Source organism: Plasticicumulans sp. (genome assembly GCF_035331805.1).
In the GTDB taxonomy this organism is placed as follows: Bacteria; Pseudomonadota; Gammaproteobacteria; order Competibacterales; family Competibacteraceae; genus Plasticicumulans.
In genome coordinates this window covers 1-11,924 of sequence record NZ_DAOLKE010000086.1, presented here as the reverse complement: position 1 = coordinate 11,924, position 11,924 = coordinate 1, and the positions used below count along the sequence as shown (strand labels likewise).

13 protein-coding genes are annotated in these 11,924 nt (G+C 67.2%); 7 read left to right on the top strand and 6 right to left on the bottom strand.

Going from position 1 to position 11,924, the window contains the following annotated elements; translation table 11 throughout:
• Positions 1-255 precede the first annotated feature (255 nt).
• Positions 256-1,998: a nif-specific transcriptional activator NifA gene (gene nifA, locus PKE44_RS08325; RefSeq protein WP_324549983.1), complete on the bottom strand. Its 1,743-nt coding sequence runs from the start codon at positions 1,996-1,998 to the stop codon at positions 256-258.
• Between the two features lie 313 nt (positions 1,999-2,311).
• On the opposite strand from nifA, the gene PKE44_RS08320 reads away from it, so the two are divergent.
• From PKE44_RS08320 to PKE44_RS08300, 5 genes are all read left to right on the top strand, one after another.
• Entirely contained in the window at positions 2,312-2,680 is a 369-nt protein-coding gene (locus PKE44_RS08320; RefSeq protein WP_324549981.1) for an iron-sulfur cluster assembly accessory protein, read from the top strand.
• A gap of 5 nt (positions 2,681-2,685) precedes the next feature.
• The gene (nifU, locus tag PKE44_RS08315) at positions 2,686-3,609 is read left to right on the top strand and encodes a Fe-S cluster assembly protein NifU (protein ID WP_324549985.1); all 924 of its coding nucleotides are present in this window, start codon (positions 2,686-2,688) and stop codon (positions 3,607-3,609) included.
• Positions 3,610-3,613: 4 nt separating this feature from the next.
• A complete protein-coding gene (gene nifS, locus PKE44_RS08310; protein ID WP_324549979.1) occupies positions 3,614-4,822 on the top strand; it encodes a cysteine desulfurase NifS in 1,209 nt (402 codons plus the stop codon).
• 211 nt (positions 4,823-5,033) lie between these two features.
• Positions 5,034-5,438 (top strand): VOC family protein, encoded by a 405-nt coding sequence (locus PKE44_RS08305; protein ID WP_324549977.1) that lies wholly within the window; start codon positions 5,034-5,036, stop codon positions 5,436-5,438.
• A 443-nt stretch (positions 5,439-5,881) separates the two neighbouring features.
• Complete coding sequence (locus tag PKE44_RS08300) at positions 5,882-6,583, top strand: MBL fold metallo-hydrolase (RefSeq protein WP_324549975.1); 702 nt, start codon at positions 5,882-5,884, stop codon at positions 6,581-6,583.
• A 57-nt stretch (positions 6,584-6,640) separates the two neighbouring features.
• Here the strand turns inward: PKE44_RS08300 and PKE44_RS08295 are convergent, their stop codons facing one another.
• From PKE44_RS08295 to PKE44_RS08275, 5 genes are all read right to left on the bottom strand, one after another.
• A complete protein-coding gene (locus PKE44_RS08295) occupies positions 6,641-8,275 on the bottom strand; it encodes a 4Fe-4S binding protein (RefSeq protein WP_324549973.1) in 1,635 nt (544 codons plus the stop codon).
• Positions 8,268-8,849, bottom strand: coding sequence for a DUF3306 domain-containing protein (locus tag PKE44_RS08290; protein ID WP_324549971.1), 582 nt, complete (start codon positions 8,847-8,849; stop codon positions 8,268-8,270). The genes PKE44_RS08295 and PKE44_RS08290 overlap by 8 nt, the downstream gene beginning before the upstream one ends.
• 222 nt (positions 8,850-9,071) lie before the next feature.
• Complete coding sequence (locus PKE44_RS08285; RefSeq protein ID WP_324549969.1) at positions 9,072-10,061, bottom strand: 4Fe-4S binding protein; 990 nt, start codon at positions 10,059-10,061, stop codon at positions 9,072-9,074.
• The gene (locus PKE44_RS08280) at positions 10,058-10,312 is read right to left on the bottom strand and encodes a cytochrome C oxidase subunit IV family protein (RefSeq protein WP_324549967.1); all 255 of its coding nucleotides are present in this window, start codon (positions 10,310-10,312) and stop codon (positions 10,058-10,060) included. Before PKE44_RS08280 ends, PKE44_RS08285 begins: the two co-directional genes overlap by 4 nt.
• Positions 10,313-10,330: 18 nt before the next feature.
• Entirely contained in the window at positions 10,331-10,915 is a 585-nt protein-coding gene (locus PKE44_RS08275) for a cytochrome c oxidase subunit 3 (RefSeq protein ID WP_324549965.1), read from the bottom strand.
• Between the two features lie 75 nt (positions 10,916-10,990).
• Between PKE44_RS08275 and PKE44_RS08270 the strand changes: the two genes are divergently transcribed.
• Positions 10,991-11,563: a GNAT family N-acetyltransferase gene (locus PKE44_RS08270; protein ID WP_324549962.1), complete on the top strand. Its 573-nt coding sequence runs from the start codon at positions 10,991-10,993 to the stop codon at positions 11,561-11,563.
• An 80-nt stretch (positions 11,564-11,643) separates the two neighbouring features.
• On the top strand, positions 11,644-11,924 hold a 281-nt coding region (locus PKE44_RS08265; protein ID WP_324549960.1), incomplete at its 3' end, for a DUF2199 domain-containing protein.

The following is an 11,924-nucleotide window of genomic DNA, read 5'->3' as shown; positions in this document are numbered from 1 at the left end:
CATTCATAGACGCTGAAATCGGGTGCGCACTGGCGAGGCATCCGCTCGCTCCCGGTGTCTGTCGGGATCACACGGTCCGGCGCTGCGGCTTCCGTTTGCGGATCACGGCGTCTTCGCACGCAGGAACAACCGCTCCTGGCGGTGCGCGGACCGGAGACCCGCGAGCAATCCGGCATGGATGCGCCTGAGGCGAAATGAAAAAGCCCCGGTAAGCGCCGGGGCCTTGCTGCAGGTGAATCGTGGAAAGTGGCCGGTCTACAGCCGCTTGACCTCGACGTTGTACTTCTTCAGCGCATAACCGATCTGGCGCGGTGTCAGCCCGAGCAGGCGGGCGGCCTTGGCCTGGACCCAGCCGCACTGTTCCATTGCCGATACCAGCCGTTCGCGCGAGGTGCGCAGTTCCGGTTCACCGAAATCCGCTTCGTCGACCGTCACCGGCGGCACCGGGGAAACAACCGGAGCCGATGCAACCGGAGCGCTGCTGCTGTAGCTGCTGCTGCCGTTGACCGGCAGGACCGGAGTCGGCGGGGCGATGCCGCCGGGGGTGGCGCCGGTGGCCGAAGAGACGGCGCTGGCGGCGGCGTTGCCGTTGACGATCGGGATCACGCGGTGATCGTTCGGTTTCCAGAATACGCTGGAGAAACACAGGTTCTTCTGGCAGGCGAGGTCGCTGTCGCGGATGACGTTGCCGCGCGCCATCGTCGCCATGCGCTCGACGCAGTTTTCCAGCTCGCGGACATTGCCCGGCCAGTGGCAGTTGGCCATCACGTGCATGGCCTCGGGGCTGACGCGCAGGTCCCGGCCGAGTTCCTCGCCGACGCGCTCGACGAAATGCTCGACCAGCAGCGGGATGTCCTCGCGCCGTTCGCGCAGCGCCGGCAGGAAGATGCTGAGGACGTTGATGCGGAAATAGAGGTCGGCGCGGAATTCGCCCTTGGTGACGGCTTCTTCGAGGTTGCGGTTGGTGGCGGTGATCAGGCGCACGTCGACGCGGATCGTGCGGTTGCCGCCGACGCGCTCGAATTCACGCTCCTGCAGCACGCGCAGCAGCTTGGCCTGAAACCCCGGCGAGATGTCGCCGATCTCGTCGAGGAACAGCGTGCCGCCGTGGGCCATCTCGAAGCGGCCCTTGCGCTCCTGCGTGGCGCCGGTGAAGGCGCCCTTCTCGTGGCCGAACAGTTCGGATTCGAGCAGCGATTCGGGCAGGGCCGCGCAGTTGACCTTCACGAACGGCCCGTCGTGGCGGTTGCTGAGCGTGTGGATGGCGCGGGCGATGACTTCCTTGCCGGTGCCGCTTTCGCCGCGCAGCAGCACGGTCGAGCGCCCGGGTGCGGCCTGGTGGACCTCGGCGAACACCTGCTGCATGCGCTTGCTGCGGCCGATGACGTTCTCGATCGTGTACTTGCCCTTCAGCTCGGTGGCGAGGCGCCGGTTCTCGACACGCAGGTTCTCCTGGGCGTGCTCGACCATGCGGTGCAGCCGGATGGTCTGGCCGATCAGGTTGCCGATCATCATCAGGAAGCGCAGGTCGGTGTCGAAGCGGCTGGCCGGTTCGCCTTCGGTGCGCCGGTCGACGCTCAGCACGCCGACGACGTTGGTGCCTTCGCGCAGCGGCACGCCGAGAAAGGCGACGATCTCGCCGGGCTGCGGCCGTTCGGCGGTGCGGTGCAGGTACAGCGGTTCATTGTTGATGTCGGGAACGACGATCGGCATGCCGCTCTTGAAGATGCGGCCGATGATGCCTTCGCCGGTGCGGAACTGCGCGCGCTTCGCCTCGTCCGGCGACAGGCCGGTTTCGGCGACGACCTGCAGGTCATGACCGTCGCCGGCACTGAGGCAGACCATCGCGCGGCGCACGTGCAGGTGTGTTGCCAGCAGGTTCAGCACGTCGTGCAGCGAGCGGCGCAGATCCAGCGAGCGGGAAAGGATCTTGCTGATCTCGTAGATCGTCACCAGTTCCAGATGGTGACGGCTGCCGGCGTGTGCTTGGGTTCCCATGTCATCGGCCTCCGGGGGGAATCCTGTGAAAACCATGCACAGGATCAATGCAATACCGGAGCCAGACACCACACCTGTCTGATTTGTAAGTAGTTCGACCGTAATCGTCGGGTAGCCGACACCCGACACTGCACCTGCATGGCGCATGTCGCATGTAGGGAATCCGACAATTGCACCAGACCGGACGTTCTGTGGGTATTTCGCCGCTTCTTCTGCCGCATCAATCCCTTGGAAGCTGACGCAGATCATGGCACGGCGGTTGCTCGAAGCCCCGCAACCCTGCCCGAACCCGAGTACTGCGAGGTACCGAACAATGGTGATGCTGACGGACAAAGCGGTGGACGCCGTGCGTGGCGTGCTGACCGCCCAGACGGAAACGGTGGCCGGCCTGCGGGTGCTCGTGAAGACCGGCGGCTGCGCCGGCTACGAATACGCGCTCGGCCTCGAAGTCGAGCCGGCCGCCGATGATGCGGTGCTCGCCTATGGCGATGACGTGAAGGTGTTCGTCGATCCGGTCAGCCTGCCGCTGCTCGATGGCGTGACGGTCGATTTCGTCGAGGACATCACCGGCGTCGGCTTCCGCTTCGACAACCCCAATGCCGTGAAGACCTGCGGCTGCGGCTCTTCCTTCTCGACGGACGCCAACGCGCCCGGCGGCACCTGCTCCAGCAAGAGGGCGTGACGGCCATGTGGGACTACTCGGACAAGGTCAAGGATTACTTCTTCAACCCGGTCAACGCCGGCGTGCTCGAAGAAGCCAATGCCGTCGGCGACGTCGGTTCGATCTCCTGCGGCGATGCGCTGCGCCTGATGCTGAAGGTCGATCCCGAGACCGACGTCATCCTCGATGCGCGCTTCCAGACTTTCGGCTGCGGTTCGGCGATCGCCTCCAGCTCGGCGCTGACCGAGATGATCAAGGGCATGACGCTCGATCAGGCGCTGAAGGTCACGAACCAGGACATCGCCGCCTACCTCGACGGCCTGCCACCCGAGAAGATGCACTGCTCGGTCATGGGCGCCGAGGCCCTGCACGCCGCGATCGCGAATTACCGCGGCGAGGAGTGGAAGGATGACCACGAGGAAGGCGAGCTGGTCTGCAAGTGCTTCGGCGTCGATGCGGCGCTGATCGAGCGCACGGTGCGCGACAACGGTCTCGTCACCGTCGAGCAGGTCGCGAACTACACCAAGGCCGGCGGCGGCTGCTGCTCCTGCCACGAGAAGATCGAGGACATCCTGATCGCCGTCAACGGCGAGCTGGCCGCGACCGCGAAGCCGGCGATCGTGCAGCAGCCGAAGCCGCGCACGCTGGTGCAGATCGCGCCGCTGAAGCCCGAACCGGCCCCGGCCCCGGCCAAGCCGGCGATGACGATGGTCAGGAAGATCCAGCTCATCGAGAAGGTGCTGGAGGACATCCGCCCGTCGCTGAAGATGGACGGCGGCAACGCCGAACTGATCGATGTCGACGGCGACACCGTCTATCTGCACCTGACCGGCGCCTGCATGGGCTGCAGTTCCTCGGGCCTGACCATCGCCGGCATCCAGGAGCGCCTGATGCTTGCCTTCGGCAAGCCGATGCGCGTGGTGCCGAGCAAGCCGACCGCGGAGGTCTGAAGCCATGAACGCCCCGGTCTACCTCGACAACAACGCCACGACCCGCGTCGATCCGGCCGTGCTGGCCGAGATGCTGCCGTTCTTCACCGAGCTGTTCGGCAATCCGTCGTCGATGCACCACTACGCCGCCGGCGTCGCCGAGGCCGTGCAGCTCGCGCGCCGTCAGGTGCAGTCGCTGCTCGGTGCGAAGCACGACTCGGAGATCATCTTCACGTCCTGCGGCACCGAGGCCAACAACACCGCGCTGTACTCGGCGCTCGCCGCCAACCCCGGCCGGCGCGAGATCATCACCTCGGTCGTCGAGCATCCGGCCATCCTCGCCGTCTGCGAGCACCTCGAAAAGAACGAGGGCGTGACCGTGCATCGCATCCCGGTCGACGCGAAGGGCCGGCTGGAGATCGGGGCGTACCAGGCGGCGCTGTCGGACAAGGTCGCGATCGTGTCGTTCATGAGCGCGAACAACGAGACCGGCACGCTGTTCCCGGTCGAGGAACTCGCGGTCATGGCCAAGGAAGTCGGTGCGCTGTTCCACACCGACGCCGTGCAGGCGGTCGGCAAGCTGCCGATGAACCTCGCCGATTCGGCGATCGACATGCTGTCGCTGTCCGGTCACAAGCTGCACGCGCCGAAGGGCGTCGGCGCGCTGTACCTCAAGCGCGGCACGCGCTTCCGGCCGCTGCTGCGCGGCGGGCATCAGGAGCGCGGCCGCCGGGCCGGCACCGAGAACGTCACCGGCATCGTCGGCCTCGGCAAGGCGGCAGAGCTCGCACAGGCGGCGATGGAGCACGAGAACACCGTCGTGCGCACGCTGCGTGACCGGCTGCAGACCGGCATCCTGCAGTCGATCTCGCACTGCTTCGTGACCGGCGACATCGAGCACCGGCTGCCGAACACGGTCAACATCGCCTTCGAGTACATCGAGGGTGAGGCGATCCTGCTGCTGCTGTCGCGTGCCGGCATCGCTGCATCGAGCGGCTCGGCCTGCACCTCGGGTTCGCTGGAGCCCTCGCACGTGATGCGGGCGATGAACATCCCGTACACGGCCGCGCACGGTTCGACGCGCTTCTCGCTGTCGCGCGACACCACCGACGCCGATGTCGACCGCGTGCTGGCGGTGATGCCCGAGATCATCGCCCGGCTGCGCCAGCTCTCGCCGTACTGGGGCAAGGACGGTCCGAAGGCCACGCCGGACTTCGCACCCGCCTACGCCTGAGCATCGGCCCGGGACTCCCACACCGGCCCCCTGCGGGCCCGATACCGACTCCCATCCTGATGGCCCCGCACGGGCTCGGCCGTACCGATCTGGTACGGCCGTCTTTTTTGGCGCGTCGGCACCTGTCCGCACCGTCACCCGGGGCCGGAACGCGCCCCGGCTTCCTCCGTCTACGCTGTCGGACACCCCCACAGTGCAGGAGGAAACAGGCATGACGCGCCAGATCTTCGTCAACCTGCCGGTGCGCGATCTCGCGCGCACCCGCAGCTTCTTCGAATCGCTCGGCTTCGAATTCAACGAAAAATTCTCCAACGACGAGGCCGCCTGCCTGATCGTCGGCGATGGCCGCTACGTGATGCTGCTCGCCGAGAACTTCTTCTCGACCTTCACGCACAAGCCGGTCTGCGATGCCCGCAGCGCCACCGAGGTGCTGGTCTGCCTGGGCTGCGACAGCCGCGCCGAGGTCGACGATCTGGTTGCCCGCGCCCGCGCCGCCGGCGGCAGCGTGCCGCGCGACGCCCAGGACCACGGTTTCATGTACGCGCACGCCTTCGAGGACCCGGACGGCCACATCTGGGAGCTGGTGTACATGGCCGAGAACGCCGAGGCCGCCTGACCCGGTGGGCGGACCGGCCTCCTCGGACCCTGCAGATCGCCGCCGGCAATGCCATGCGCAAACCGCCGTATCCGTGCATACCCGAGCGTATTGCTGCCATGCAGCATGATCAACTTACCCAAGCAAAATACTCGGCTATGCTGCAACGCGACATCTTCGTGGATGTCGCTTCTCCTCCTCCTCTGTTTACGCGGTCGTTCGCCCCCCGCCCGACCGCGTTTTTTTATGCCCGTCTTCCGGACTCCGGCTGTGCTGCCGGGTGCATGACCGCCCGCCGCGGCCGGATCGCCTGCTGATCCGGCCCGCCGGCATCGCCGGCAGGCTGAGCCATGCTTGCAGCGGCATGCGCAAGCGCCGGTGAACCCCCGCAGCCGATGCACTTTTCCGTCGTGCATCCGCCCTGCCGGCGCAGCCATGCCGTCCTCGCCCACCGGAGAAGCCCCGTGACCGACTCCCGCCCGTACACGATCGAAGCCCTGAAGCTCGGGCCGATGGACAACTTCGTCTACCTGATCGCCGATCGCGCCAGCGCCCGCGCCGCCGTCGTCGATCCGGCCTGGGACGTGCCGGCCGTGCTGGCGCGCGCGGCCGGACTCGGCCTGCACATCACCGACGCGCTGCTGACGCACAGCCACCAGGATCACATCAACGGCGTCGGAGCCCTGCTCGAAGCCACCGACGCCCGGGTGCATCTGCATCGCGACGAGGCGGCGTTCTGGGGTGCGGAGCTCGTGCGTCCGGCCCTGCACCGCGGCGGCGACACGCTGCTGCTCGGCTCCACCCCGATCGAGGTGCTGCACACCCCCGGCCACACGCCCGGTTCGGTCTGCTACCGCGTCCATGACGAGGTCGTCACCGGCGACACGCTGTTCGTGTACGGCTGCGGACGCTGCGACCTGCGCGGCGGCGACCCGAACCTCATGCACGATTCGCTCTGCCGGCTCTGCCGCGAACTGCCCGGCGGCACGCTGATCCGCCCCGGCCATGATTACGGCATCACGCCGGTCTCGACGATGCTCGAACAGATGCAGGGCAATCCCTTCCTGCATTTTCATGAGGATCAGCGCGCCGGTTTCGTCGAATACCGCATGCACCTGCACGATCGCGAGGAGCCCTACGGGCCGGAACCGGCGCCGCAAGGCTGAAGGCTCGCGGCTGCACGCAAACGCCCGGCCGGCAGGCTGCGCCTGCGGTGCCTGCCCTCAGGGTCCCGGCCGCTGCCCCAGTCCCTCGCTGCGGTACAGGTCGCGCACGCGGCAGTCCTCGCAGAGCAGCAGCCGGCGCAGGCCGTCGCCGGCGAACATCGGGTGATGGGCGAGCCGCCCGGTGATCGTGCGGATCATCGATTGCGTCGCGAAGGCCTTGCCGCATTGCGGGCAGTGGTGCGGCTGATCCTCATGCAGCGTGCGCTGACGGCGGCGCTGTTCAAACGGCAGCAGCAGCCGGGTCTCGCGCTCGATCGCATGCTCCGGACAGGCGGTCTCGCACAGCCCGCACTGCACGCAGGCCGCCTCGACGAAGCGCAGCTTCGGTTCCTCCCCGCCATCGGCGAGCGCCTTCGGCGCGCACACCGACACACAGGCCATGCACAGCGTGCAGGTTTCGGGATTGACGAGGATCTGCCCGAACGGTGCGCCCTGCGGCAGGGCCAGCACCTCGGCCGGCTGCGGCGCGTGCGCATGCAGATGATCGATCGCCGCCCACAGCCGTTCGCGCTTGGCCTCGCTGCCGGCATAGCCCGCCGCCGGCATGGCCGGCATTTCGGCACCTGTCAGCGGATCGCCGTCCACGGCCAGCCAGCCGAGTGCCTCGGCCGGCCAGCCGAGTCCGGCGAGGATCGCGCGCGCAAACCCGAGCTGCTCATCGAGCGCGCGTTCGAGCTTCGGCGCCAGATCCGGTGCGCGCAGCACGCGCACCGCTGCCGCGCCGTACGCCAGCGCCCCGAGCCAGAGGTCCATGCCGGCCGAGGCGGTCTCGGCGAGCAGCACCGGCAGCACGCGCCCCGGCCAGGCCAGCGGATCGATGCCGGCGTGCTCGTCCATGAACACCAGCACCGGCCGCTCGCCGCCGGCGGCGCGGCGGTACGTCGTCAGCAGCTTGCGCAGGCGCAGCAGCGTGTCGGCCGCCGGCGGATAGCGGTAGACGATCGCACCGCTCGGGCAGGCGCTCGCGCAGGCGCCACCGCCCTGACAGAGGTTCGGATTGACGCGCACGCGATCGAGCAGCGATTCGATCGCCTCGGCCGGGCAGGCTTCGATGCAGCGCCGGCAGCCATCGAGTCCGGCCTGGCCGTGCGCGCAGATCGAGGCGTCGTAGGCGAAGAATTTCGGCTTCTCGAACTCGCCGCACAGCTCCGGCAGCTCGGCGAGCGCGGCTTCGAGGGCTTCGGCATCCAGCGGCCGGTAATAGCCGAGCGGTCCCCATTCGCGCCTGAACGCCGGCTCGTCGCCGAGATCGAGCACGAGATCGAACACCGGCCGCTGCGCATCGATGCGTTCGCCGAGATCGAACGAACGCCCGTCCGCATCGAGCGTCGCGAAGAAGCCGCCGAGCTGGCCATCGAGCGTCAGCCGGCGCTGCTCGCGATACAGCAGCGTCACACCGGCCGGCACCGGCACGGCGGCCGGCCCGGACGCGAGCACGACGACCTGCAGCGTCGTGCAGAGCCGCCCGGCCGCCGTCAGCGCCGCCGTACCCGGCCCGAGGATCAGCACCCGGCCCTGCGAGACGAAATCGACGGTCGAGGTCGGCGTCACCGCCACGGCGGCCGCCGCGGCCAGCGCCTGCGCGCGCGCATCCGCGCTCGTGATCGCGGAGGAAGGATCGGGATCAGGCACGGGAAGGGCTCTCCGGCGGCACATCGGCCTCAGGACTTGAGGAAATCAGCTTCTCTCCGGCGGGCGGAGCATCGGTCACGGCCGGCACGACCGCTGCCGGCGCGGCATCGGCAGGGACCGCGGACGGGGCCGCGCCGGCCGGGGGCCGTTCTTCGACCTGCAGCCGCTGCGCGACAGCCTCGGCCTCCTGTTCGAGCCGGTGGCGCAGGTCGGCGGTCATCACGTCACCGAGCGGCGCGAAGTCGGTGAAGTCATCGATGTAGTCGTTGAGCGGATCGATGACGTTGTATACGGGCTGATGAAACAGCTTGCGCAGGGCTTGCGTGCGCAGCGCCTTGTCGACGCCCTGCGCGAGGAAGGGCCGGTAGTCGGAATCCGGTCCGAGCGATTCGATCGGCGGCAGCGGCACGGAAGCATCGGCAGCCGTCGGACTTGCGTCCGCAGGCGGCGGCGATGACCCGGCCGGCGACGCTTCGGACACGGGATCGATGTCCGGGCCGGCCGCTTCGGCGGGGCGTTGCGCATCGGCCTTGCGCTGCGCCCAGCGGCGCAGGAAGGAGGCATCTTCGCTCATGGTCCTGGCCTGCGACTCGCAGCAGCACGGGGGGCCGGCAGCGTAGGAACTGCCGGGCCGATCTGCAAGCCGCCTGCGGACCAAGGCGCCGGATGCGCGCTTCCGCATCGATCCCTTGCGGATCAAGCCTTTCGCCCGGCCCCGCCAAAGCTTCGCTGCGCAGCAGAAAGCCCCGGCACCGGCACGGACCGGCTGCACGCCGGCTGTCCGGCCTTTTCCGCTTCAGGCCGCTTCGGATCGCACGTCCGTTGCCGCGCCCACCTTGCGGCTGCCGGTCACTTCAATGCGCCGCAAGGCCCGCTGCCCGGATTCGGCAAGCGCCGCCTCGCCGCTTTGCCACGCGAGCAGGCTGCCGGCGGGGTTGTGCTGCTGCACCGTCGTGCAGGCACTGATGCAGGCCGTGCACTGCGTGCAGGCAAACTTCCTGCGCTTGATCGTGCGCGGCTTCAGGCGCATCGGACAGGCAATCTCGCAGACCGCCTCGCAGCCGGCGCAATCGGCGGCGCGATCGCGCTGATAGGTGATCACCAGCGCCCTGCGATTCGCCACCCACGCATGACTCTGGAACAGTCCGGCCGCGCAGGCGAAGCGACAGAACAGATGCCGCGCCAGCGTGAATTCGAGCGTGAACAGCCCGGTCGCCACGCCGATGAACAGTGCCTGATTGCGCGTCGGTTCGAGGTGCCACAGATTGCCCCAGACCTCGGCCGGCGGCAGCAGATAGGTCAGCAGCGTCACGGCCCAGAGGCCGGCGAAGCCGGTCACGACGAGCGCGGTCGGCAGCCACCAGAGCGCCTTCGGCTCGAACACCGAACCATCGGCCTGTCGCGGCGTTGCCGGGCGTCTTTCCCAGAGACTCGGCGTGCCGCCGGCGCGACGCATCAGCGCGTTGACCGTCTCGACCACCGAGCCGTGCGGGCACAGCCAGCCGCAGTACAGCCGTCCGTACTTCCACGCCAGCCAGAGACCGCCGAGCACGAACGCAAGCCCCGGCACGAAGGCGCGCAGCACGACGCGCAGCGACAGTTCCGTCGCATCGATGCGTCCGGCCGTGAAGTCGTCGATGCCGAGCGTCCAGTCCAGCCCGAACAGCACGAAGTGTCCGCGCGTCAGATCGAGCCGGAACAGATCGAACACCGGCGCCAGCACGAACAGCGCGAAGAAACCACAGCGCAGCCAAAGCCGCAGCCGCTGACGACCCTCGTCGCTCATGCCCCTGCCCCCCGCGCCAGATGAAACGCCATGCCGACCGCGCCGAGCACGACGACGAGCCACGCCGACAGCAGCCAGCGCCACGGTCCGCGCACGCAGGCGAGTCCCAGGTAGTGATCGACGAGCAGCTGCCCCTTGATGAAGGTCGTCGCCAGCACGGCGGCCGCCACCGCATCGCCACTCCAGCCCTTGATCCCGACCGCCCACGCGGCAGCGGTCAGCAGCATCAGCACGATCCAGATACGCAGCATCCCGATACCCTCCCCGCCTCAGCGCAGCACGTAGACCAGCGGGAACAGGACGATCCAGACCAGATCGACCATGTGCCAGTACGACGCCCCGGTCTCGACCCCGGTGTGTCCGGCCGCCGAATACGCCCCGGCGCGGTTCTTCACCCACACCGCGGCGAGGATCACCAGCCCGAGCAGCACGTGCAGGAAGTGAAAGCCGGTCAGCAGCAGGTAGAACATCGGAAACACGCCGCCATCGAGCGAAACCCCGGCCGCGAAGGCCTGCGCGAAGCCTGCGGACTTGAATACGACGAAGCCGAGCCCGGTCGCGATCGCCGCCAGCAGCCAGCGCCCGCAACCCGGACGGTCATCCGCACGGATGCACGCAACCGCCTGCACGACAAAGGCACTCGACGTGATCAGCAGCACGGTATTGATCGCTCCGGCGCCGCGATCGATCAGTGTCTGCCCGGCCGCGAACTCGGCCGTGTGCCAGAGCCGCGCATACGCGAAGGCCAGGAACAGCGCCGCGAACACCGTCAGCTCGGCGAGGATGAAGAACCACATCGCCAGATCGCCGGGCAGCGGCGGACGATCGTCGATGGCGGGTATGGCGGCAGTCATCATCCGGCCCTCTCCTGTTCCGATATCCGATGGCGATGCTCGGGATACTGGAGGATGGGCTCCGGGGATGCCTTGATGAGAATCAAGACCTTGTTTATGCAGGGTTTTGATGCAACCGGGATCCTGAACGACAGCCAGGACGGGTCCGGATGCTCATCCGGATTCACGTTATCATCGACCTGCCTCGACACCAGCAGATCATCCGCAATGCAATGGTCCAAAACAGATTACATCGTCAGCACGAATCCTGAAGATCAGGATCTCGATGTCATCCACGGCTTCCTCAGCCAATCCTATTGGGCCAGAAACATCCCCAGGGAAACCGTGGCAAGATCACTTCAGGGCGCACTGTGCTTCGCCCTGCTGCACAAGGGCCGGCAGATCGGCTTTGCCCGTGTGATCAGTGATTCGGCAACGATCGCCTATCTTGGCGATGTCTTCGTGCTGCCCGAGTATCGGGGACGGGGACTGGCCGGATGGTTGCTGGAGTGCGTTACGGCTCACCCGCAGCTGCAGGGCCTGCGGCGCTGGATTCTGGCGACCGCGGATGCGCATGGGCTGTATGAGAAATTCGGCTTCACCGCCCTGAAACGGCCGGAGATATTCATGGAGCTGCACGACCCGGAAGTTTATTCCGCAGATCGTTGATCCGTCCTCGTAACGGTCATGCAGTCCCATGCCTGAATGATCAGTCAATGCAGCGCTCAATACAAACCAGGCCATCGACGATGTCTTTCAGTTTTCAATGCAGCATTTGCGGACAAGTTCACGAAGGCATGCCGAGTTTTGGTGCCGCCGCCCCACTGAACTACTACCAGATTCCTGTCGAAGAGCGGGAAGCACGTTGTGCTTTAGGCAGTGATGATTGCGTAATCGACGGCAACTTCTTTTTTGTACGAGGCTGTATTGAAATCCCGGTTCACGGCCAGGATGAAGCTTTCAACTGGGGAGTCTGGGTCTCCCTCAGTCAGGCCAGCTACCTCAACTGGCTGAAGTATTTCAACGAACC

What these genes read in the sequence shown, in the direction of transcription:
- nifA (WP_324549983.1), bottom strand. Translation starts at nt 1,998, where the DNA reads ATGGGAACCCAAGCACACGCCGGCAGCCGTCACCATCTGGAACTGGTG.
- PKE44_RS08320 (WP_324549981.1), top strand. Translation starts at nt 2,312, where the DNA reads ATGGTGATGCTGACGGACAAAGCGGTGGACGCCGTGCGTGGCGTGCTG.
- nifU (WP_324549985.1), top strand. Translation starts at nt 2,686, where the DNA reads ATGTGGGACTACTCGGACAAGGTCAAGGATTACTTCTTCAACCCGGTC.
- nifS (WP_324549979.1), top strand. Translation starts at nt 3,614, where the DNA reads ATGAACGCCCCGGTCTACCTCGACAACAACGCCACGACCCGCGTCGAT.
- PKE44_RS08305 (WP_324549977.1), top strand. Translation starts at nt 5,034, where the DNA reads ATGACGCGCCAGATCTTCGTCAACCTGCCGGTGCGCGATCTCGCGCGC.
- PKE44_RS08290 (WP_324549971.1), bottom strand. Translation starts at nt 8,849, where the DNA reads ATGAGCGAAGATGCCTCCTTCCTGCGCCGCTGGGCGCAGCGCAAGGCC.
- PKE44_RS08285 (WP_324549969.1), bottom strand. Translation starts at nt 10,061, where the DNA reads ATGAGCGACGAGGGTCGTCAGCGGCTGCGGCTTTGGCTGCGCTGTGGT.
- PKE44_RS08280 (WP_324549967.1), bottom strand. Translation starts at nt 10,312, where the DNA reads ATGCTGCGTATCTGGATCGTGCTGATGCTGCTGACCGCTGCCGCGTGG.
- PKE44_RS08275 (WP_324549965.1), bottom strand. Translation starts at nt 10,915, where the DNA reads ATGACTGCCGCCATACCCGCCATCGACGATCGTCCGCCGCTGCCCGGC.
- PKE44_RS08270 (WP_324549962.1), top strand. Translation starts at nt 10,991, where the DNA reads ATGAGAATCAAGACCTTGTTTATGCAGGGTTTTGATGCAACCGGGATC.